The 20,271-nt window shown below is 68.9% G+C and carries 23 protein-coding genes; 19 read left to right on the forward strand and 4 right to left on the reverse strand.

Annotation, left to right across the window (positions count from 1 at the left end; translation table 11 throughout):
- Window position 1: 1 nt before the first annotated feature.
- Together miaA and dapF are read left to right on the forward strand one after the other, a co-directional pair.
- A complete protein-coding gene (gene miaA / locus HRF36_RS13475; protein ID WP_173210699.1) occupies window positions 2-913 on the forward strand; it encodes a tRNA (adenosine(37)-N6)-dimethylallyltransferase MiaA in 912 nt (303 codons plus the stop codon).
- Window positions 910-1,788 (forward strand): diaminopimelate epimerase, encoded by an 879-nt coding sequence (gene dapF / locus HRF36_RS13480; protein ID WP_173210701.1) that lies wholly within the window; start codon window positions 910-912, stop codon window positions 1,786-1,788. The genes miaA and dapF overlap by 4 nt, the downstream gene beginning before the upstream one ends.
- A gap of 41 nt (window positions 1,789-1,829) precedes the next feature.
- Here dapF and HRF36_RS13485 read toward each other — a convergent pair whose 3' ends face one another.
- Window positions 1,830-2,450 carry a class I SAM-dependent methyltransferase gene (locus HRF36_RS13485; RefSeq protein ID WP_173210703.1) on the reverse strand — a complete coding sequence of 207 codons (621 nt, stop codon included), beginning with the start codon at window positions 2,448-2,450 and terminating at the stop codon, window positions 1,830-1,832.
- A 76-nt stretch (window positions 2,451-2,526) separates the two neighbouring features.
- Between HRF36_RS13485 and hflX the strand changes: the two genes are divergently transcribed.
- Window positions 2,527-4,071, forward strand: a complete 1,545-nt coding sequence (hflX, locus tag HRF36_RS13490; RefSeq protein WP_173210705.1) for a GTPase HflX — start codon at window positions 2,527-2,529, stop codon at window positions 4,069-4,071.
- A 105-nt stretch (window positions 4,072-4,176) separates the two neighbouring features.
- Here hflX and lexA read toward each other — a convergent pair whose 3' ends face one another.
- Window positions 4,177-4,890 carry a transcriptional repressor LexA gene (gene lexA, locus HRF36_RS13495; protein WP_173210707.1) on the reverse strand — a complete coding sequence of 238 codons (714 nt, stop codon included), beginning with the start codon at window positions 4,888-4,890 and terminating at the stop codon, window positions 4,177-4,179.
- A 273-nt stretch (window positions 4,891-5,163) separates the two neighbouring features.
- Between lexA and HRF36_RS13500 the strand changes: the two genes are divergently transcribed.
- From HRF36_RS13500 to HRF36_RS13525, 6 genes are all read left to right on the forward strand, one after another.
- Window positions 5,164-5,532 carry a hypothetical protein gene (locus HRF36_RS13500; RefSeq protein ID WP_173210709.1) on the forward strand — a complete coding sequence of 123 codons (369 nt, stop codon included), beginning with the start codon at window positions 5,164-5,166 and terminating at the stop codon, window positions 5,530-5,532.
- 46 nt (window positions 5,533-5,578) lie between these two features.
- Window positions 5,579-6,664, forward strand: coding sequence for a histidinol-phosphate transaminase (locus HRF36_RS13505; RefSeq protein WP_173210711.1), 1,086 nt, complete (start codon window positions 5,579-5,581; stop codon window positions 6,662-6,664).
- Window positions 6,661-7,278: an imidazoleglycerol-phosphate dehydratase HisB gene (hisB, locus tag HRF36_RS13510; RefSeq protein WP_173210713.1), complete on the forward strand. Its 618-nt coding sequence runs from the start codon at window positions 6,661-6,663 to the stop codon at window positions 7,276-7,278. The genes HRF36_RS13505 and hisB overlap by 4 nt, the downstream gene beginning before the upstream one ends.
- On the forward strand, window positions 7,275-7,913 hold the full coding sequence (hisH, locus tag HRF36_RS13515; RefSeq protein WP_173210715.1) for an imidazole glycerol phosphate synthase subunit HisH: 639 nt from the start codon (window positions 7,275-7,277) through the stop codon (window positions 7,911-7,913). The genes hisB and hisH overlap by 4 nt, the downstream gene beginning before the upstream one ends.
- A 67-nt stretch (window positions 7,914-7,980) precedes the next feature.
- Window positions 7,981-8,727, forward strand: coding sequence for a bifunctional 1-(5-phosphoribosyl)-5-((5-phosphoribosylamino)methylideneamino)imidazole-4-carboxamide isomerase/phosphoribosylanthranilate isomerase PriA (gene priA / locus HRF36_RS13520; protein ID WP_173210717.1), 747 nt, complete (start codon window positions 7,981-7,983; stop codon window positions 8,725-8,727).
- Window positions 8,727-9,530: an SseB family protein gene (locus tag HRF36_RS13525; RefSeq protein ID WP_173210719.1), complete on the forward strand. Its 804-nt coding sequence runs from the start codon at window positions 8,727-8,729 to the stop codon at window positions 9,528-9,530. The genes priA and HRF36_RS13525 overlap by 1 nt, the downstream gene beginning before the upstream one ends.
- A gap of 60 nt (window positions 9,531-9,590) precedes the next feature.
- On the opposite strand, the gene HRF36_RS13530 is transcribed toward HRF36_RS13525, so the two are convergent.
- On the reverse strand, window positions 9,591-9,893 hold the full coding sequence (locus HRF36_RS13530) for a DUF1844 domain-containing protein (protein ID WP_173210776.1): 303 nt from the start codon (window positions 9,891-9,893) through the stop codon (window positions 9,591-9,593).
- 427 nt (window positions 9,894-10,320) lie between these two features.
- On the opposite strand from HRF36_RS13530, the gene infC reads away from it, so the two are divergent.
- The 8 genes from infC (at window position 10,321) to HRF36_RS13570 (ending at window position 16,031) form a co-directional block, all read left to right on the forward strand.
- Window positions 10,321-10,950, forward strand: coding sequence for a translation initiation factor IF-3 (gene infC / locus HRF36_RS13535; RefSeq protein WP_123520340.1), 630 nt, complete (start codon window positions 10,321-10,323; stop codon window positions 10,948-10,950).
- A gap of 3 nt (window positions 10,951-10,953) precedes the next feature.
- Window positions 10,954-11,148: a 50S ribosomal protein L35 gene (gene rpmI, locus HRF36_RS13540; RefSeq protein ID WP_043596704.1), complete on the forward strand. Its 195-nt coding sequence runs from the start codon at window positions 10,954-10,956 to the stop codon at window positions 11,146-11,148.
- A gap of 30 nt (window positions 11,149-11,178) precedes the next feature.
- Window positions 11,179-11,565: a 50S ribosomal protein L20 gene (gene rplT, locus HRF36_RS13545; RefSeq protein WP_043596706.1), complete on the forward strand. Its 387-nt coding sequence runs from the start codon at window positions 11,179-11,181 to the stop codon at window positions 11,563-11,565.
- Between the two features lie 164 nt (window positions 11,566-11,729).
- Entirely contained in the window at window positions 11,730-12,530 is an 801-nt protein-coding gene (locus tag HRF36_RS13550) for an RNA methyltransferase (protein ID WP_173210777.1), read from the forward strand.
- A 129-nt stretch (window positions 12,531-12,659) separates the two neighbouring features.
- Window positions 12,660-13,397 carry an amino acid ABC transporter ATP-binding protein gene (locus HRF36_RS13555; protein WP_173210721.1) on the forward strand — a complete coding sequence of 246 codons (738 nt, stop codon included), beginning with the start codon at window positions 12,660-12,662 and terminating at the stop codon, window positions 13,395-13,397.
- 88 nt (window positions 13,398-13,485) lie between these two features.
- Window positions 13,486-14,355: a glutamate ABC transporter substrate-binding protein gene (locus tag HRF36_RS13560; RefSeq protein ID WP_173210723.1), complete on the forward strand. Its 870-nt coding sequence runs from the start codon at window positions 13,486-13,488 to the stop codon at window positions 14,353-14,355.
- 78 nt (window positions 14,356-14,433) lie between these two features.
- Entirely contained in the window at window positions 14,434-15,099 is a 666-nt protein-coding gene (locus HRF36_RS13565; RefSeq protein WP_173210779.1) for an amino acid ABC transporter permease, read from the forward strand.
- Window positions 15,096-16,031 carry an amino acid ABC transporter permease gene (locus HRF36_RS13570; RefSeq protein WP_173210725.1) on the forward strand — a complete coding sequence of 312 codons (936 nt, stop codon included), beginning with the start codon at window positions 15,096-15,098 and terminating at the stop codon, window positions 16,029-16,031. The genes HRF36_RS13565 and HRF36_RS13570 overlap by 4 nt, the downstream gene beginning before the upstream one ends.
- Window positions 16,032-16,119: 88 nt before the next feature.
- Here the strand turns inward: HRF36_RS13570 and HRF36_RS13575 are convergent, their stop codons facing one another.
- Entirely contained in the window at window positions 16,120-16,557 is a 438-nt protein-coding gene (locus HRF36_RS13575; protein ID WP_173210727.1) for a hypothetical protein, read from the reverse strand.
- Window positions 16,558-16,712: 155 nt separating this feature from the next.
- Here HRF36_RS13575 and pheS point away from each other — a divergent pair, with 155 nt between their 5' ends.
- Both pheS and pheT read left to right on the forward strand, forming a co-directional pair.
- A complete protein-coding gene (gene pheS, locus HRF36_RS13580) occupies window positions 16,713-17,753 on the forward strand; it encodes a phenylalanine--tRNA ligase subunit alpha (protein ID WP_173210729.1) in 1,041 nt (346 codons plus the stop codon).
- The gene (gene pheT, locus HRF36_RS13585) at window positions 17,753-20,263 is read left to right on the forward strand and encodes a phenylalanine--tRNA ligase subunit beta (RefSeq protein WP_173210731.1); all 2,511 of its coding nucleotides are present in this window, start codon (window positions 17,753-17,755) and stop codon (window positions 20,261-20,263) included. The genes pheS and pheT overlap by 1 nt, the downstream gene beginning before the upstream one ends.
- The last annotated feature ends 8 nt before the right edge of the window (window positions 20,264-20,271 follow it).

Genomic DNA, 20,271 nt, shown 5'->3' on the forward strand with positions numbered 1-20,271 from the left:
CGTGCTGGTCGCTGTCGTCGGGGCGACCGGCACGGGCAAGTCGGCGTTCTCGCTCGACCTCGCCGAGGCGCTGGCCACCCGAGGTGAGGCCGTCGAAATCGTCAACGCGGACGCCATGCAGCTCTACCGCGGCATGGACGTCGGCACCGCCAAGCTCGCCACTGCCGAGCGGCGAGGTGTCCCGCACCACCTCCTCGACGTCCTCGACGTCACCGACGAGGCGAGCGTCGAGTGGTACCAACGCGCGGCCAGGGCGCTGATCGACGACATCGCGGCGCGGGGAGCCGTGGCGGTCCTCGTCGGCGGGTCGGGGCTCTACGTCTCGAGCGTGTTGTTCGACTTCCGGTTCCCCGGTACCGATCCCGTGATCCGGGCGCGGTACGAGGCGATCGCCGACGAACGCGGGCCCGGGGCCCTGCACGATCTCTTGGCGGAGCGCGATCCAGCGTCCGCCACGTCGATCGGGCGTCACAATGTGAGGCGCCTCGTCCGGGCACTCGAGGTCGGAGACCTGACCGGACGCCCCTTCTCGGGCACGTTGCCCGAGAAGTCGTCGCCGTGGCGGCCGTCGACCGTCTTCGGCGTGGCGGAAGAGCGCCCCGTGCTCGTCGAACGTCTCGATCGTCGCGTCGAGCAGATGTGGCGGTCCGGTCTCGTCGACGAGGTGCGGGGCCTCCTCCCGCTGGGGCTCGAGCGGGGGATTACGGCCGGCCGGGCGATCGGATACGCCCAGGCCGCGGCCCAGATCCGGGGCGAGCTCACCGAGGCCGACGCGATCGACGCCACGGCGTCCCTCACCCGCCGTTACGCGCGCCGTCAGGCCAGCTGGTTCCGTCGGTACGACGGCGTGGAGTGGTCCCGCTCGGGCGATGCCCAGGCCATCGACCGGGCCGTGGCTAGACTTCTCGAGTGACCACCACGCTGCAGTTCACCAAGGGTCAGGGCACCGGAAACGACTTCGTCCTGTTCACCGATCCCGACGCGAGCACCGACCTGTCGCCCGCGATGATCAGGGCTCTGGCGGACCGTCGCTTCGGGGTGGGTGCCGACGGTGTGATCCGCGCGGTCCGGACGGCGGCGCTGTCCACCGAGGCGGCCCTGCTGCAGGTCGAGCCGCGGGCCGAGTGGTTCATGGACTACCACAACGCCGACGGCAGTCCGGCAGAGATGTGCGGCAACGGAATCCGAGTCTTCGCGCGGTACCTCGTCGAACGGGGTCTGGTCCAGTTGGGCGACGACGACGTCCTCGTCGTCGGTACCCGAGCCGGCGCACGAGAAGTACGACGTGACGGCACGGGGTTCCGAGTCGACCTGGGGCCTTGGCGTCTCGGCGATGACGACCCGGTCGTCCGGGCACGCGAACTGCACGCCGCCCGTCCGGGCCTGCCGATCTCCGTCGGCAACCCCCACGTGGTGGTGGCCCTCGCCGGCGACGACGAACTCGACGGTCTCGACCTGACGTACGTGCCGATCATCGACCCGGCTCCGGCCGACGGGGCGAACGTCGAGTTCGTGGTGCCCGCCGACCCGCTCGTGGTCGACGGCCTCGGTCGCATCCGCATGCGCGTTCACGAGCGCGGCAGCGGCGAGACCCTCTCGTGCGGTACCGGTGCGGCAGCGGCCGCCCTCGCCACCCGCCACTGGGCCGGGGCCTCGGCACCCGAGGCCTGGCTGGTCGACGTCCCCGGTGGGGTCGTCGGCGTCTCGATCAGCCACCACGACGACGGCGAACACGTCTCGCTCAGCGGGCCTGCCGAACTGGTCTTCACGGGCGCGCTCGACCTCTGAGGCCCTCCGGGTACGACGTCGGGCTCGTGTGGGGCATCCTGTCAATCGGCGTCGGTCAGACGCTCGGCGCGCAAGATGCGGTACCCCTTGCTGGTGGAGGCGCGGGTCACGTCCACGACGTCGGTCATCGTCTCGTTCATCCAGCGCTGCAACGAGTCGGCACCGAGGTTCTTCTGGACGACCAGCCAGGCCTCCGAGCCCTGATCGAGTCGGGGGAGCCATCGTTCGAGCAGGGAGTGCAGCTCGCTCTTGCCGACCCGGATCGGCGGATTCGACCAGATCGTCGCGAAGCGCAGGTCGTCGGGAACATCGTCGGGGGTGACGGCGTTGACGTTGTCGAGGGCGATTGACCGCGCATTCTCGCGCACGAGGTCGAGCACTCTCTCGTTCACGTCGACGGCCCAGACCGTCGCGTCGGGTGACGACAGCGCGAGGCTCAGTGTGATGGGGCCCCACCCGCATCCGACGTCCAGCAGATGACCCGCCCGGGGCGGCGTCGGCGTGCCCGCCAGCAGCACCGAGGTTCCTGGGTCGACCCGACCGGGGCTGAAGACCCCGGCAGCCGTGGTCACCGTCAGCTCGCGGCCCGCGAGGACGACCTCGATGGTCCTGGGCTTGGCCGCGCTTCCGGGCTGAGGGGAGAAGTAGTGCTCGCTGGCCATGCTCGCCAACTTACCGAACATCCGCCGGGGTGCCGTTCCCTGCTCCCGGTCCACCGAAAGGGTTAGTATCACCCCGATGACAGACCACACCACGACACCGCTCGACTCCGAGCGGAACGACCAGCCCGACGACGTCGTCGCGCGCGTCCTCGATCGTGCGGCCCAGCGTGCCTCCGGCTACACCGTCTTCTCGCCGGCTCAGGCCATCCAGACCCGTTCGCTGCGCGATGACGGCTCCGACGGGGACCAGTCCGAGCGGGACGACCGCCAGGCCCTCCGCCGTGTCGCGGGCCTCTCGACCGAACTGCAAGACGTCACCGAGGTCGAGTACCGCCAGCTGCGTCTCGAGAACGTCGTCCTGATCGGCGTCTACTCGCAGGGCTCGATGTCCGACGCCGAGAACTCCCTGCGCGAGTTGGCGGCCCTGGCCGAGACGGCAGGGGCCGTCGTCCTGGACGGGCTGCTGCAGCGACGACCGAACCCTGACCCGAGCACCTACCTGGGCAAGGGCAAGGCCGAAGAACTCCGCGGGACGGTCGCGGCCCTCGGCGCCGATACCGTGATCGCCGACACCGAACTGGCCCCGAGCCAGCGACGCGCCCTCGAAGACGTCGTCAAGGTCAAGGTCATCGACCGCACCGCCGTGATCCTCGACATCTTCAGCCAGCACGCCAAGAGCCGCGAGGGCAAGGCGCAGGTCGAACTCGCCCAGCTCGAATACCTGCTGCCCCGCCTCCGAGGATGGGGCGAGTCGATGTCGCGCCAGGCCGGTGGTCAGGTAGGAGGCGCGGGTGCCGGAATGGGCAGCCGTGGGCCCGGTGAGACCAAGATCGAACTCGACCGACGCCGCATCCACACCCGCATGGCCCGGCTCCGGCGTCAGATCAAAGAGATGAAGCCGGCCCGCGACGCCAAGCGGGCCAACCGTGACCGCAACGAGGTGCCGACGGTCGCCATCGCGGGCTACACGAACGCGGGCAAGTCCAGCCTGCTCAACCGTCTGACCAGCGCAGGCGTCCTCGTCGAGAACGCGCTGTTCGCGACGCTCGACGCGACGGTCCGTAAGAGCTTGACGGCGGACGGTCGTCCCTTCACGTACGCCGACACCGTCGGATTCGTGCGCAACCTGCCCCACCAGCTGGTCGAGGCGTTCCGGTCGACGCTCGAAGAGGTCGAGGCGGCCGACGTGATCGTGCACGTGGTCGACGGCTCACACCCCGACCCGGCTGCGCAGCTCGCCACGGTCCGCGACGTCATCGCCGAGGTCGACGGTCGCGACATCGCCGAGATCGTCGTCTTCAACAAGAGCGATCTCGTCGACGACGACCAGCGTCTCGTCCTGCTCGGGCTCGAACCGACGGCGATCTTCGTCTCGGCTCGAACCGGTGAGGGCATCGACGAGCTCCTCGCCCGCATCGCCTCCGTGTTGCCCGAACCCGAGATCGAACTCGACCTGTTGGTGCCGTACGACCGGGGTGACGTGGTCTCGCACCTGCACGACTCCGGGCGCATCCTCAGCACGGACTACGTGGAACAGGGCACTCGAGTGCACGCTCGGGTCTACCCGAGCGACGTCGCCGGGCTCGCCCCCTACGTCGCACCGGTCGGCGTCGGGCGCTGACACCGGCCCGCTCGTCCTGACACGACGAAGCGCCGACCACCCAGGGGTGGTCGGCGCTTCGTCGTGGCGGGGAGGGCAGGGCAGGGCCCGAGCGTTACACGAAGGTCAGACGGAGCGCAGCACGGCGACGACCTTGCCCACGATCTGGGCGTGGTCGCCGACGATGGGCTCGAAGGCACTGTTGCGCGGGAGCAACCAGGTGTGGCCGTCTCGCTGGCGGAACACCTTGACGGTGGCTTCGTCGTCGAGCATGGCCGCGACGATGTCGCCGTTCTCGGCGTCCTGCTGCTGTCGCACGACGACCCAGTCCCCGTCGCAGATGGCGGCATCGATCATCGAGTCGCCGACCACCCGCAGCATGAACAGTTCGCCCTTGCCGACGAGTTGACGCGGCAGGGGCATCACGTCCTCGATCTGCTGTTCGGCCGTGATGGGGATGCCGGCGGCGATCCGCCCGACCATGGGGACGTGAGCGGTGGCACCGTCGTCGCTGGTGGTGAAGACGGTTGCCGGGGGAGTGACCGGGGCCGTCGCGTCCACGAGGACTTCGAGGGCTCGGGGTCGGTTCGGATCACGGCGGATCTTGCCGGCCAGTTCGAGCTGGTTGAGCTGGTGCGTGACGCTGGAGAGTGACTTGAGGCCGACCGCGTCGCCGATCTCACGCATGCTCGGCGGGTACCCCCGGTGCCCGATGCTCTCGGTGATCGCGGCGAGGATCGACGACTGTTTGGCCGTCAACTCCTTTCGCGGGAGGAGACCGGTGTCTACCCGACGGGGTGCGTCGGGGGCCGCCTGCGGGGTGCGCTTCGGGTCGCTCATGGATCTCCTGCCGTCGATGTCGGTGGTCCCTGTTTGACTCCTACCACCGATCGAAACCGTATCCGATCGGGCGGTGTCGACAAAACACATGTTCGAGTGTGTCGCGTATTCGCTTCCCGATCCTGGTCGATTCCCCCTCGGTTTTCCTCCCTCAGGGGTTGAAAGCACAAAGAATCGAATGTATGTTCGGAACACGTCTTCGTGCTCGGCATTCCCGGCCGAGTGCCGGGCACGAACGCGTCCCTCGTCTTCCCGCAGTGAAAGGACCACCTCATGAGCGTCACGTCAGCATCAGCAGTTGCGTCCCCCGTCGACTCGACCCCAGTCGTGCGCACGCGTCTGCGCATCACCCGACGAGGCCGCGCGGTCGTCGCCGCATTGGTCGCCGTCCCGCTCGTCCTCGTGGCAGGCGCGGTCGTCCTCAACGGGGGTGGGGCAGTAGCCTCCGACACGTCGAGTTCCGCCGAGTTCCAGCACGTGACCGTCGACGGTGGCGAGACGCTGTGGCAGGTGGCGGCCGAGATCGATCCCAGCGCCGACCCTCGCGACGTCATCGCCGACCTCGTCTCGCTCAACAATCTGCCGAGCGCCGAGGTCTCAGCGGGCCAGAGCCTCGCCGTGCCCGCTCAGTACGTACGCTGAGTCCTCGGCGGGGGTGCCGGCACCGGCCCGCCCGTACCATGGAGGGGTGTCCTTCAGTCTCGACGACCTGCCCATCCGTGATGACCTCCGGGGTCTGACGCCGTACGGCGCCCCTCAGAAGAAGGTCCCCGTCGCGCTCAACGTCAACGAGAACACGCATCCCATCCCCGAAGACGTCGCCCGAGACATCGTCGAGTCCGTGGCTCGAGCGGTTCTCGAGGTCAACCGCTACCCAGATCGCGAGTTCACCGAACTGCGCGACTCGCTGGCGGCTTATCTCGGGCACGGGCTCACCCGCGACAACGTCTGGGCCGCGAACGGCTCGAACGAGGTCATCCAGCAACTCCTCCAGGCCTTCGGTGGTCCGGGCCGTTCCGTCCTCGGTTTTCCTCCTACGTATTCGATGCACTCCACCATCGCCACGGGCACCGGTAGTCGTTGGATCGAGGGGCGCCGCGACGAGGGGTTCCGCATCTCGCCCGAGACCGCGGTCTCCGAGATCGAACGCACGCGTCCCGACATCGTCTTCTTCTGCGGGCCCAACAACCCCACCGGCACGCCCCTCGATCTCGCCACCATCGAGGCGGCATACGACGCCACCGATGGCATCGTCTTCGTCGACGAGGCCTATGCCGAGTTCATGCCGGCCGATCAGCCCACGGCACTGACCCTGCTCGCCGGTCGTGAGCGTCTCGTCGTGTCGCGCACGATGAGCAAGGCGTTCGCCTTCGCCGGCGCCCGGGTGGGGTACCTGGCCGCGCACCCGGCCGTGTCCGACGCGCTGCGTCTCGTGCGCCTTCCTTACCACCTCTCCTCCCTGACGCAGGCAGCGGCGGTCGCCGCGCTCTCGCACGCGAACGAGATGCTCGCGATGGTCGACGACATCAAGGCCCAACGTGATCGGATCGTGCACGAACTGACCGAGCTCGGGTACGAACCGTGGCCCACCTGGTCGAACTTCGTCCTCTTCGGTGGGGTCGACGCCCCGAGCGACGTCTTCGCACGCCTGCTCGAACGGGGGATCATCGTCCGTGACCTCGGCATCCCGAACCACCTGAGGGTCAGTGCGGGCACCGAGGCCGAGACCACCGCGTTCCTCGAGGCGCTTCGCGACATTAGGCTCTCTTCGTGACCGAGACGACCCGCGCCGCCCGAACCGCCTCCCTCTCGCGTGCGACGAGCGAGTCGAGCATCACCCTCGCCCTCGACCTCGACGGGTCGGGCCACTCGTCCGTCGACTCGTCGGTGCCGTTCTTCGACCACCTGTTGACCGCCCTGTCGAAGCACTCGTTGATCGACCTCGAGGTGGCAGCGACGGGCGACACCCACATCGACGTGCACCACACGGTCGAAGACATCGGCATCACCTTCGGTACGGCGCTCAAGCAGGCCCTCGGCGACAAAGCCGGCATCTCGCGTTACGGCGATGCGCTCGTCCCGCTCGACGAGGCCCTGGTGCAGGCCGTCGTCGACGTCTCGGGTCGCCCGTACCTCGTGCACTCGGGCGAGCCCGAAGGGTTCGAGTACCACCTCATCGGCGGGCACTTCACGGGCTCCATGGTCCGTCACGTCTTCGAAGCCATCACCTTCCACGCCGGCATCACGGTGCACGTCCGCGTGTTGGGTGGACGCGACCCGCACCACATCGCCGAGGCCGAGTTCAAGGCGTTCGCCCGGGCACTCCGTCAGGCCGTCGCGCCCGACCCGCGCGTCAGCGGGATCCCGTCCACCAAGGGTGCCCTGTGACGGGCGTCCGTCCGTCGGTCGTCGTCCTCGACTACGGCAGCGGTAACGTCCACTCGGCCGTCAAGGCGCTCGAGCTCGCCGGTGCCGACGTCGAGCTGACGGCCGACCGGGCCCGGGTTCAGGCGGCCGACGGGCTCTTCGTCCCCGGCGTCGGTGCCTTCGCCGCCGTCATGAGCCAGCTCGAGTCCGTGCGTGGCGGAGAACTGATCGACCGGCGGTTGGCCGGCGGACGCCCGGTCATGGGCATTTGCGTCGGCATGCAGGTCTTCTTCGAAGGCGGGGTCGAACGCGGCAACAGCACCGGAGGCCTCGGTGCTTGGCCCGGGGTGGTCGACGAACTCAAGGCCGACGTCCTGCCTCACATGGGCTGGAACACCGTCGACGTACCCGAGGGTAGCGTGCTGTTCGACGGCGTTGCCGACGAGAGGTTCTACTTCGTCCACTCCTTCGCGGCTCAAGAATGGTCGCTCGACGTGATCCGCCCCTTCACCGAGCCGCACGTCACCTGGGCCGATCATGGCGGTCGCTTCGTCGCCGCCGTCGAGAACGGCCCGCTCTGGGCGACGCAGTTCCACCCCGAGAAGTCGGGGCGGCCGGGCATCCGGTTGCTCTCGAACTGGCTCGGCACCCTCTGACCCCGACGCGACCGACCCGATCGCGCCTCCTGACCCTGCGGTGTCCCGACGCCGTAAGAAAGACGACATGAGCGAGTTCTGCACCACCCCCGCCCTGACCCTGTTCCCCGCCGTCGACGTGGCGGGCGGTCAGGCCGTGCGCCTGACCCAGGGCGAGGCCGGCAGCGAGACGAACTACGGCGATCCGGTCGCCGCGGCGGACGACTGGGCGAGCCAGGGCGCCGAGTGGCTGCACCTGGTCGACCTCGACGCGGCGTTCGGGCGCGGCGACAACCGTTCGGTGATCAAGAAGGTCATCAAGCAGGTGAAGGGCGTCAACGTCGAGCTCAGCGGTGGCATCCGGGACGACAAGTCCCTCGAAGACGCGCTGAGCACGGGCGTCAAGCGCATCAACCTGGGCACCGCCGCCCTCGAGAACCCCGAGTGGGCCGCCCATGTCATCGCCGAGTACGGCGAGGCGGTGGCCGTCGGGCTCGACGTCCGGGGCACGACCCTGGCAGCGCGGGGCTGGACCGAAGAAGGCGGTGACCTCTGGACGGTCCTGGCCCGACTCGAGGAGGCCGGCTGCGCCCGCTACGTCGTGACCGACGTCACGAAGGACGGCACTCTCCAGGGCCCGAACGTCGACCTGCTCCGTCAGGTGATGGAGCACACCGATCGTCCCGTGATCGCGTCCGGAGGCATCTCGAGCCTCGATGACCTCGCGGCCCTCCGCGAGCTCGTGCCGCAGGGTCTCGAGGGTGCCATCGTCGGCAAGGCGTTGTACTCGGGTGCCTTCACCTTGGCCGCGGCCCTCGACGTCGCCTCGAACTGATGACCGGCGCGCCCGGCGGATCGGGGCACGCACACGACGGCGTCGGCCCTGAGGCCGACAGTGCGGGTCGTCCCTGGGCCGGACGTACCTTCGACCACCACGACACGGCGCACGCGGGGGACGACGGCTCCGCCGATCCGCGCCTCCTGGACGCCCTCCTCGGATTCCGCGAGGGGCGACTCGGTGAGGGCGACGTCGTCGACGCGTTCCGCCCGGCACGCCTGCTCGTGCCGCTGGTCGCGGTGGCCGGTGACGAGGGTCGTGACGACCACGGCCGCCGCGTCGACAAGACGCAGGAACTCTCGATCGTGACGGTCTCGGGGCCCGACGGTCGTGACGTGCTACCGGTCTTCACGTCGGTCAAGACCTTGACCCAGTGGCGTTCCGCGGCCCGACCGGTGCCCGTGGAGGCCCGCCGGGTGGCCCTCGCCGCCGTTTCCGAATCCACCGACCGCATCGTGCTCGACCCCGGGTCGATCACCGAGTTCGGTCTGCGTCGACCGGCCGTCTGGGCGGTCGCCCGAGACCTGCCCTGGACGCCGAGTCATCAGGACGAACGGGTCCTCCGCGCGTTCCTCGACGCGTCGCGGGACGAGGAGGCGCTGGTCAGCCTCGTCGTCGCTCCCGGGTATCGAGACGCTCGACTCGGTGCACCCGAGATCGTGGTGCAGCTGGGGGTGGCGCCCGGCCTCGACCGGGACGCCCTGCAGTCCCTGCTGCGAAGACTGCAGGCAGCTTGGGCCGCCGACGCGGTGATCGTCGACCGGGTCGACAGCATGTCGGTCAAGGTGGTCCCGGGCTGAGCCCCTCCGTGCTCGTCGGGGCGAGCTGCGGCCGAGGTGCCGGTTGCGTTCGACCTCCGGTCAGTTGACGGGGCCGGTGTACTTCTCGCCGGGGCCCTGACCGATGGCGTCGGGGATGGCCGACGCCTCGCGGAAGGCCAGCTGCAGCGACCGCAGACCGTCGCGGAGCGCACGAGCATGCTGGTCACCGATCTCGGGTGCGCTGGCCGTGACGAGCCCTGCCAGAGACGTGATGAGCTTGCGGGCTTCGTCGAGGTCGGTCTGATTTTGCGGGTCGTCCGCGAGCCCCACCTTGACCGCCGCCGCGCTCATGAGGTGGACACAGACCGTGTTGATCACCTCGACGGCGTTGACGTCGGCGATGTCCCGAGCGGCGTCGTCGCCGAACCGGAGGTCGTCCTCGAACCGGCTCGTCCCCGATGCCGGGTCGGGGGGTGTCGCCGGGACGGCACCGCCGAAGCGGGCGTCGGGTGTGGGTGCGTCGTCGGGGGAGTGGCTCACGAACTGATCCTCTGCTAAACTCGTCCAGGCTCGGAGCGTCTGCTCCGTGCGAAAGTGGAGATTCTCCCACCCGCGCTTGACCGTTAGACAAGGTTACCGGGTTGTTGGCACCCCGTTCGATCAGCACCACCGTCCCCCAGGGGCCTCGAAAGAGGCAGTAGGTGGGCAGGGATCGAGCAGCCAGGGTGCAGTGCGACGCGTTGCAGATGACGCCCGCACGAAACTCCTCTTTCTCTGGTGGGGCCGCCCGGTCCCGACAGATGCAGAAGAAACGACAGAGGAGTTCCGCATCAGCGATCCCCGTACGAACGACCGTATCCGCGTCCCCGAGGTCCGCCTCGTCGGGCCTGGCGGAGAACAGGTCGGTGTCGTCCCCATCGCCATGGCCCTGCGTCTCGCCGCAGAGGCCGAACTCGACCTGGTCGAGGTGGCCCCCAACTCGAAGCCTCCCGTGGCCAAGATCATGGATCACGGAAAGTTCAAGTACGAGGCTGCGCAGAAGGCGAAAGAAGCTCGTCGCAACCAGGCGAACACGATCCTCAAAGAGGTCCGTTTCCGCCTGAAGATCGACAAGCACGACTACGAGACGAAGCGCAAGCGCGCCGAGGGCTTCCTCCAGGGTGGCGACAAGGTCAAGGCCATGATCCTGTTCCGTGGGCGCGAGCAGTCGCGTCCCGACCAGGGCGTGCGTCTGCTCCAGCGCTTCGCCGAAGACGTCGCCGAGTTCGGCAGCGTCGAGTCGACCCCGACCATCGACGGCCGCAACATGGTCATGGTGATCGGCCCGCACAAGAACAAGTCCGAGGCCAAGGCCGAGGCCGAGGCTCGCAAGGCGGCTGCCAAGCCCCCGAAGCACCCGACGTCCGACGAGGTCCCGGCCGATGCACCGGCCGACCGACCGACAGAAGAAAGTAAGTAAGACATGCCCAAGCAGAAGACCCACTCCGGCGCCAAGAAGCGCTTCAAGGTCACCGGTTCCGGCAAGATCATGAAGCAGCAGGCCGGCATGCGCCACAACCTCGAGGTGAAGAGCGCCAAGCGCAAGGCTCGCCTCAACCAGGACCAGGTGCTCGCGCCCGCCGACGCCAAGGTCGCCAAGAAGCTTCTCGGTCACTGACCGCTGACACGAACGTAGAGGAACAAGAAAATGGCAAGAGTCAAGAGAGCGGTCAACGCCGCCAAGAAGCGTCGCGTCATCCTCGAGCGTGCCGAGGGTTACCGCGGTCAGCGTTCGCGCCTGTACCGCAAGGCCAAGGAGCAGGTCACCCACTCGCTCGTCTACTCGTACCGTGACCGTCGCGCTCGCAAGGGCGAGTTCCGTCGCCTGTGGATCCAGCGCATCAACGCCGCGTCGCGTGCGAACGGCCTGACCTACAACCGCCTGATCCAGGGCCTGTCCCTGGCCGGCGTCGAGGTCGACCGCCGCATCCTGGCCGAGCTGGCCGTCAACGAGCCCGCCACCTTCGCGTCGCTCGTCGCCACCGCCAAGGCAGCCCTGCCTGCCGACACCTCGGCCCCCAAGGTCGCCGCGTAGACGCACTCGCATCATCCTCGAGGCCCGACGGCCCGACACCCGTTCCGGTGTCGTCGTCGGGCCTCGTGCATGTCCGGCGCCCGTGCGCGGGCTGATTCTCTGCCCGTCCACCCGTTCGCCGGTCCCCCCGGGTACGGCATCATGGACGGGTGCCCCACGACTCCCTGCTCGACAACCCCCGATCGCCCCGAGTCCGAGCGGTGGCGAAGCTCTCGAAGCGCGACGCCCGCACCGAGACCCGCACCTTCTTGCTCGAGGGGCCGCAGTCTGTCGGTGAGGCCCTGGCCTTCCGACCCGAGCTGATCGTCGAGCTCTTCGGCACCCCGACCGCCCTCGAGCGCTACCCCGAGGTGTCGGTCGCTGCCGAGGCCGCGGGCATCGACATCCAGTTCGTCACCGAGCCGGTGCTCGAGGCCATGGCCGACACCGTCACGCCCCAGGGCATCGTCGCCGTCTGTCAACAGTTCCCCACGTCGGTCAAGGACGTCTTCGGAGCCGAGCCGAAGCTCATCGTGATCCTCGAGGAGGTCCGCGATCCGGGCAACGCCGGCACCATCATCCGGGCCGCCGACGCGGCGGGGGCCGACGCCGTCATCATGACCGGCCGGAGCGTCGACCTCTACAACCCCAAGGTCGTGCGGTCCACGACGGGATCGCTGTTCCACGTGCCGGTCGCCGTGGGTGTCGAGCTGCCGGCGATCGTCGACCGGTGCCGTGAGGCCGGCCTGCAGGTGATCGCTGCCGACGTCAAAGGCGACGACCTGCTCGACGCCAGGACCGAGGGAGTGCTGGCCGAACCGACCGCGTGGCTGTTCGGCAACGAGGCCCGAGGTCTCACCGACGCCGATCTGGCGCGTGCCGACCGCGCCCTGGTCGTGCCCATCTACGGTCATGCAGAATCGATGAACCTCGCCACGGCGGCCTCGGTGTGCCTCTACGAGAGTGCCTTCGCCCACCGCAGCTAGCGCCTCCTCGTCCGCCAGGAGGCGCGGTTCTGGTCGGGCGAGGACGTCGCGACCAGACGCGTCGTTTCGTTTTCATTAAGAATCGTCTGTGAATTTGACCCCGACCTGGGGGTCTGTTTGTGTGGGCGCATGGAACCCCTCGTCGTGGTCGACCACGTCAACAAGCACTTCGGTGACCTGCACGTCCTGAAAGACATCACCACGACGGTGGGCAAGGGTGAGGTCGTCGTCGTGATCGGCCCCAGCGGCTCAGGCAAGTCGACCCTCTGCCGGGCCATCAACCGTCTCGAGACCATCGACGACGGTGTCATCACGATCGACGGCACGCGTCTGCCCGAAGAGGGTGCAGAACTCGCACGCTTGCGCGCCGATGTCGGCATGGTGTTCCAGAGCTTCAACCTCTTCGCGCACAAGAGCGTGCTCGAGAACGTCACCCTGGGGCAGGTGAAGGTCCGCAAGCGGAGCAAGGCCGAGGCCGAGAAGCGCGCGATGCAACTCCTCGAACGCGTCGGAGTGGCTGACCAGGCCCAGAAGATGCCGTCGCAACTCTCCGGAGGTCAGCAGCAGCGCGTCGCCATCGCGAGAGCCCTGGCCATGGACCCCAAGGTCATGCTGCTCGACGAGCCGACCAGCGCCCTCGACCCCGAGATGATCACCGAGGTGCTCGACGTCATGGTCCAGCTCGCGCAGGACGGCATGACGATGATCGTCGTCACCCACGAGATGGGCTTCGCCCGCAAGGCGGCCGACCGCGTCGTCTTCATGGCCGACGGCGAGATCGTCGAGGAAGCCACGCCCGAACGGTTCTTCACGGCCCCGGCCTCCGACCGGGCCCGCGACTTCCTCTCGAAGATCCTCACGCACTGAGCGACGCCGTCGTCGCCGTGTCCCAGGGCACGGCCCCGGAACCCCCGTCCGCCGTTCGGCGCCCGGGCCACACAGCAAGGAGAACAGAATGCGACTCAGCAAAGGATTCGTCGCCGTAGCCGCAGCCGCCGTCACGGTGCTCGGCCTCTCGGCCTGCACCGACTCGGCCGCGCCCTCGAGCTCCGTCGAGGTCGACGAGGTGGCCGACTTCGAGGACGGCACGACGATGGCGCGACTCGCCGAGGCCGGTGAGATCACCATCGGCACCAAGTTCGACCAACCCCTGTTCGGGCTCGACGACGGATCGGACAACCCGCAGGGCTTCGACGCCGAGATCGGCAGGCTCGTCGCGGCCAAGCTCGGCATCCCTGCCGACGGCATCACCTGGGTCGAGACCGTCTCCGCCAACCGCGAGCCGTTCATCCAGAACGGCGACGTCGACCTCGTCATCGCGACGTACACCATCAACGACGCTCGCAAGCAGGTCGTGTCGTTCGCCGGCCCCTATTACGAGGCGGGCCAGGACCTCCTCGTCCTGGAGGGCAACCCGGACGGCATCGAGGGCGCCGATGATCTCGCGGGCAAGGCCGTCTGCACGGTCAGCGGCTCGACGAGTGAAGCGAACGTCGCCGAGTACACCGACGACATCATCGCCACGGACACCTACTCGAACTGCCTCGAGCCGCTCCGCACCGGTGCGGTCGCGGCCGTGACGACCGACAACGTCATCCTGGCCGGCCTCGCCGACCAGAACGAGGGCGAGTTCGAGGTCGTCGGGGCGCCCTTCACCGAGGAGCCCTACGGCATCGGACTGGCACTCGACGACACCGACTTCCGCATGTTCATCAACGACACGCTGCAGGATGCCGAAGACGACGGCACCTGGGACGAATTGTGGGAGAAGACGGCCGGCACGGTGTTGGACACCCCGACCCCGCCCACGATCGACCGTTACTGAGCACCGCGCGGGCACCCGGGGCGACCTGCTCCGGGTGCCCGCGTCACGAGCCCTGACCGAAGGACCCCGTTGAATCCCTTGGACGTCATCCCCGGCTTCGACGCCGTGACCGACAACTGGCCCCGTTTCTGGGACGGCTTCGTCACGACGCTGCAGCTCCTCGCGCTGTCCGGCGTCGGCGCGATCGTCATCGGGTTCGTCGTCGCCGCGCTGCGGATCTCGCCGGTCGCGTCGTTCCGTGTGTTCGCCACCACGTACACGGAGGCCATCCGCAACATCCCGTTGACGCTCGTGCTCTTCTTCTGCGCGTTCGTGCTGCCCTACCTCGGCGTCGGCATCGGCTACTTCACGCTGGCGACCATCGGACTCACGGTCTACACCTCGCCCTTCGTCGCCGAGGCCGTGCGGTCCGGGGTCAACGGGGTGCCGGTGGGCCAGGCCGAGGCGGCGCGCAGCATCGGTCTCGGCTTCGGCCAGACGCTCACGCTGGTAATCCTGCCGCAGGCGTTCCGCATGGTGATCCCTCCATTGATCAACGTCGTCATCGCGTTGACGAAGAACACGTCGGTCGCGGGCGGGTTCTTCGTCGCCGAGCTCTTCGCCGCCGGCAAGTTCATCGCCAACGACCGGGGTGACGCGGTGATCACGGCACTGTTGTCGGTGGCCGTGTTCTACCTCGTCGTCACCATCACCCTGGGTCGTGTCGCGGCCTTCGTCGAGAAGAAGGTCGCGGTCCTGCGATGAGCACGAACGTCCTCTACGACGCCCCTGGCCCCAAGGCCCGCCGTCTATCGCGCATCATCTCGGTGGTCGGCGTCGTGCTGGTCCTCGCCCTCGTCGGCTACGTCCTGTACCTCCTCGGTCGCCCCCGCGTCAGCGCCAACGGCGCCGTCACGGCTAGTGTGCTCGACCCGTCGCGGTGGGACATCCTGCTCGACCGGAACCTCTGGCGGAACATCGGTGCCGGGTGGCTCGCGACCATCCGTGCGGCGGCAGTGGCCTCGGTCCTCGCCGTGGCCGTCGGGGTGCTCTTCTCGTTCCTGCGGACGGCCCGCACGGCGTGGGTCCGGGTGCCCACGACGATCGTGCTCGAGTTCTTCCGTGGCATGCCCGTGCTGCTGATGATGCTCTTCATCCTCCTGGTCTTCTCGACAGGAGCGTTCTGGGCCGTCGTCCTGGCGTTGGCGGTCTACAACGGCGCGCTGATCGGCGAGGCCTTGCGGTCGGGCATCGCCGCCCTGCCGCGCGGTCAGCGCGAAGCCGGTCTCGCCATCGGGCTCTCGCCGGTGCGCACCCGCTTCGCCATCGAGTTCCCCCAGGCGTTCCGGCAGATGCTGCCCGTGATCCTGGCGCAGCTCGTGGTGCTGTTGAAGGACACCTCACTCGGTTACATCGTGGGGTACGTCGAGTTGACCCGCCGGGGGTTGAACCGGCTCGGGACTTCGTACGGCAGCACGTACACCTTCACGTTGTTCGCGGTGGTCCTGGTCGTGTACCTGCTGACCAACCTCCTGTTCTCGTACGTCGTGCGCGTGGCGGATCGCCGCACCGGTCGTCGTGGAGTCCTCGCCCGATCGCGCCGTCGTCGCCCCGCGGGGGGTCCTGGACTGCCGACCTCCGACGACGACTCACGACGGACCGCGCCGTCCGAGGGCGGGCGAGATCCCAGACCCTGAGCCGGTGGTGGTCTGCAGACCTCCGACGGCGACGGCATCCCGTGTGCGGGAGGCCGTCGCCGTTTGGTGTCCGCGTGTCACGTCCGCATCACGCGGTCGTGCAGAAGCGCGCCACCTCGCTTCCGGGGACGAAGGGCGTGAAGTCGAGGCTGACGATCCCTCCCGAGAAGCAGTACTGGGTCCCGCTGACGTCACGGGGCACGGTCGCCGCCCCCGTGCAGGTGCTCGTCGTGAAGCAGGTGTTGGTGGCCGCGAGCAGGTCACCCGACCCCGCCTGCAGCGTGCCGTTCACCCCGATGGTCACGAGGTCGCCTCGTCCAGAGCAGGTCACCGTGGCGCGTCCCACCACGGTGATGTCTCCGACGGTCAGTGTCGCGGTCTGCGAGCAACTGAAGTCCTGCACCCCGTCGTTGTACGTGAAGTTGGTGGTCCGGGTCTGGGTCGCTGCATTCGCCGGGGCGGCCACGGCCATGCTCGTCAACACCAACACGAAAGCTGTACCTAGGGTGGCTGCGAGTTTCTTCATCATGTCTCCTTCGGTGAGGAGTCCTCCGCGTCGAGGACTCGGATGCTCCACGCTATACCCGACAAATCATCATGTTTGTGATGGAGTAGAAGTATCGACCGGTGCACGTTCAGGAGGCGCGGGTCGCCTCCGAGCGATCGCTAAGCTTGGTTCTCGTGTCAGACTCCGTGCCCCTCTCCGAAGACGCCGTCGCGTCGGCCGTCGATGCCGCCCTCGCGGCGATCGCCACGGCCGCCACCGTCGCCGAGCTCAAGACCGCGCGTGCACAGCACGTGGGCGAGGCCTCGGTGCTGGCACGCCTGAACGCCGGTCTCCGCGACCTGCCGAACGATCAGAAGGCCGCGGCGGGCAAGCTCGTCGGCCAGGCCCGCGGTCGTGTCGGCCAGGCGGTGGCCACACGGGAGGCCGAGTTGGCCGTCCTCGAGGAGGACGCCCGGCTCGAGGCCGAGGCCGTCGACGTCACGGCCGTGCCGTCGCGCCGCCGCGCGGGTGCTCGACACCCCCTGGCGCTGTTGCAAGAGCGCATGGCCGACCTCTTCATCGGCATGGGGTGGGAGGTCAACGAGGGCCCCGAGCTCGAGCACGAGTGGTTCAACTTCGACGCGCTGAACTTCGACGCCGACCACCCGGCACGGGCCATGCAAGACACGTTCTTCGTCGACCCGGTCGACCGCCACTTGGTGCTTCGCACGCACACGTCGCCGGTGCAGATTCGCACGCTGCTCTCGAAAGAGCTGCCGGTCTACAACGTCGCGCTCGGCCGGGTCTTCCGCACCGACGAGCTCGACGCGACGCACACCCCCGTCTTCACCCAGCTCGAGGGAATCGCCGTCGATGAAGGGCTGACGATGGCCCACCTGCGCGGCACCCTCGAACACCTCGCGAGGTCGATGTTCGGCGCCGAGGCGCAGATCAGGCTGCGCCCCAATTACTTCCCGTTCACCGAGCCCAGCGCCGAGATGGACGTCTGGCAGCCGAACGCCAAGGGCGGCGCGCGGTGGGTCGAGTGGGGCGGCTGCGGCATGGTCAACCCGAACGTGCTGCGGGCGGCGGGCATCGACCCCGAGAAGTACCAGGGCTTCGCGTTCGGCATGGGCATCGAACGCACCCTCCAGTTCCGCAACGACCTGAACGACATGCGCGACATGGTCGAGGGCGACGTCAGGTTCAGCGAGCAGTTCGGGATGGTGGTCTGATGCGGGTTCCGTTGAGTTGGCTCGGCGAGTTCGTCGACCTGTCCGATGACGTGTCGCTCGAGGGCGTCCATGCCGCCCTCGTGTCGGTCGGATTCGAAGAAGAAGACGTCCACGTCGGTGACGTGACCGGTCCGCTCGTCGTCGGGCAGGTGCTCGAGTTCACCCCCGAACCACAGAAGAACGGCAAGACGATCAACTGGTGCCAGGTCGCCGTGGGTCCGAACGCTGCCACCGATCCCGACGACGTCCGCGGTATCGTCTGCGGCGCTCACAATTTCGTGGTCGGCGACAAGGTCGTCGTGTCGTTGCCCGGTGCGATCCTTCCTGGGCCGTTCCCCATCGCCGCTCGCAAGACCTATGGGCACGTCTCCGACGGCATGATCGCCTCGACGCGCGAACTCGGCCTCGGCGACGAGCACGACGGCATCCTCGTGCTCTCCTCGCTCGGCCTCGACCCCGAGGTCGGCACCGACGCGATCGCACTGCTCGGCCTCGACGAGGCCGCGGTCGAGATCAACGTCACGCCCGACCGGGGCTACGCCTTCAGCATCCGCGGGGTGGCCCGCGAGTACTCGCACGCCACGGGGGCGACCTTCCGTGACCCCGCGTCGCTCGTCTCGCCGACCCCGTCCTCGGGCTTCCCCGTCGTCGTGGACGACGAGGCGCCCCTGCGTGACCGCGTCGGCGTCCGGACGTTCACCACCAAGGTGGTCCGTGGCATCGACGCGACCCGTCCCACCCCTCCGTGGCTCGCGTCGCGCCTTCGGTTGGCGGGCGTCCGCAGCATCTCGCTGCCGGTCGACGTCACCAACTACGTCATGTTCGAGCTCGGCCAGCCGATCCACGGCTACGACATCGACAAGGTCAGCGGTGGGCTCTCCGTCCGCCGGGCGGCGCCGGGTGAGCGCCTCGAGACCCTCGACGGCCAGGTGCGCGACCTGCACGCCGAAGACCTCGTGATCGCCGACGAGTCGGGCGCCATCGGCCTGGCCGGTGTCATGGGCGGCGCCTCCACCGAGATCGGTGCGACCACGACCGACGTCCTCGTCGAGGCCGCGACCTTCGACCCCACGTCGATCGCGCGGACCGCCCGCCGCCACAAGCTGCCGAGCGAGGCGTCGAAGCGCTTCGAGCGCGGTGTCGATCCGCAGGTGGCCGAGGCGGCCGCCCAGCGCGTGGTCGACCTGCTCGTCGAGCTCGCCGGCGGCACGGCCGACACACTCGGGTCACGGTGGGACGAGTCCACCCCGCCCGAGACGATCACCCTGCCTGCCGACCGTGCCGCGCGCCTCATGGGCGTCGACTACACCGACGACGAGGTCTCCGGCGCCCTCACGGCCATCGGGGCGAGCGTCGAGCGTTCCGGTCACGACTGGCTCGTGACCCCGCCGACCTGGCGGACCGACCTGGTCGACTCCGCCTCGCTCGTCGAAGAGGTCGCCCGCATCACGGGGTACGACCGCATCCCCTCGGTGCTGCCCGTCGCCCCGGCCGGTCGCGGCCTGTCCCGCGAGCAGCAGCTGCGTCGGCAGGTGTCGAACGGGCTCGCCGCCGCCGGCTCCACCGAGGTCGCCGCGTACCCGTTCGTCTCGTCGGCCCAGAACCTCGCCTTCGGCTCGGCCGACGGCAGCGCACTGCCCGCCGTACGACTCGCGAACCCTCTCGACTCGGCTGCGCCCGAGTTGCGCCGTTCTCTGGTGCCGGGTCTGCTCGAGGTCGCCCGCCGCAACCACGGTCGTGGTGTCGTCGACCTCTCGGTGTTCGAGGTGGGCACGGTCTTCCTGCCCGCCGAGGGCGTCACCTACGGCACCGACGAGGTCCCGTTCGGGGCCGCCCGCCCCGACGAGGCGACGTTGGTCGCCCTCGCCGCGGCCCTGCCTGCTCAGCCGCGACACCTCGCCCTGTTGTCGGTCGGCACGGTCGTCGACCGCGCCCCGGGGCAGCCCGCCGTCACGGCATCCCTCGCCGACGTGCTCGACGCCGTGCGCGTCGCCGCATCCGCGGCCGCCGCCCCGGTCACCTTCCGTCAGGCCCGTCACGTGTCGCTGCATCCCGGCCGCACGGCCGAGGTGCTGGTCGGTGACGAGGTCGTGGGCATCGCGGGCGAGCTGCTGCCGAGCGTCGCGACCGACCTCGACCTGCCCCGCGTGGTCGCCGTGGCCGAACTCGACCTCGACCGGCTGATCGCCCTCGCCGTCGTCGAACCGGTCACCTCCGCCCTGTCGTCCTACCCTGCGGCGACACAAGACCTGTCCCTCGTGGTGGGCACCGACGTCCCCGCGGGCGACGTGCTCGACACGGTGCGCGAGGGCGCCGGCCCGCTGCTCGAGAGCGTCCGGCTGGTCGACGACTACAGGGGTTCCGGGCTGCCCGACGCGTCGAAGTCGCTCACCTTCGCATTGCGTTTCCGGGCCGATGACCGCACTCTCACCGCCGCCGAGGCCTCCGAGGCCAAATCCGCTTCGGTCCGCCTGGCCGGCGAGCGATTCGGGGCGGCGCTCCGCGACTGACACTCGCC

Origin of the sequence: Frigoribacterium sp. VKM Ac-2836 (genome assembly GCF_013248995.1) — a bacterium.
In the GTDB taxonomy this organism is placed as follows: domain Bacteria; phylum Actinomycetota; class Actinomycetes; order Actinomycetales; family Microbacteriaceae; genus Frigoribacterium.

What these genes read in the sequence shown, in the direction of transcription:
- HRF36_RS13485 (WP_173210703.1), bottom strand. Translation starts at nt 2,450, where the DNA reads ATGGCCAGCGAGCACTACTTCTCCCCTCAGCCCGGAAGCGCGGCCAAG.
- hflX (WP_173210705.1), top strand. Translation starts at nt 2,527, where the DNA reads ATGACAGACCACACCACGACACCGCTCGACTCCGAGCGGAACGACCAG.
- lexA (WP_173210707.1), bottom strand. Translation starts at nt 4,890, where the DNA reads ATGAGCGACCCGAAGCGCACCCCGCAGGCGGCCCCCGACGCACCCCGT.
- HRF36_RS13500 (WP_173210709.1), top strand. Translation starts at nt 5,164, where the DNA reads ATGAGCGTCACGTCAGCATCAGCAGTTGCGTCCCCCGTCGACTCGACC.
- priA (WP_173210717.1), top strand. Translation starts at nt 7,981, where the DNA reads ATGAGCGAGTTCTGCACCACCCCCGCCCTGACCCTGTTCCCCGCCGTC.
- HRF36_RS13525 (WP_173210719.1), top strand. Translation starts at nt 8,727, where the DNA reads ATGACCGGCGCGCCCGGCGGATCGGGGCACGCACACGACGGCGTCGGC.
- rpmI (WP_043596704.1), top strand. Translation starts at nt 10,954, where the DNA reads ATGCCCAAGCAGAAGACCCACTCCGGCGCCAAGAAGCGCTTCAAGGTC.
- rplT (WP_043596706.1), top strand. Translation starts at nt 11,179, where the DNA reads ATGGCAAGAGTCAAGAGAGCGGTCAACGCCGCCAAGAAGCGTCGCGTC.
- HRF36_RS13555 (WP_173210721.1), top strand. Translation starts at nt 12,660, where the DNA reads ATGGAACCCCTCGTCGTGGTCGACCACGTCAACAAGCACTTCGGTGAC.
- HRF36_RS13560 (WP_173210723.1), top strand. Translation starts at nt 13,486, where the DNA reads ATGCGACTCAGCAAAGGATTCGTCGCCGTAGCCGCAGCCGCCGTCACG.
- HRF36_RS13570 (WP_173210725.1), top strand. Translation starts at nt 15,096, where the DNA reads ATGAGCACGAACGTCCTCTACGACGCCCCTGGCCCCAAGGCCCGCCGT.
- HRF36_RS13575 (WP_173210727.1), bottom strand. Translation starts at nt 16,557, where the DNA reads ATGAAGAAACTCGCAGCCACCCTAGGTACAGCTTTCGTGTTGGTGTTG.
- pheT (WP_173210731.1), top strand. Translation starts at nt 17,753, where the DNA reads ATGCGGGTTCCGTTGAGTTGGCTCGGCGAGTTCGTCGACCTGTCCGAT.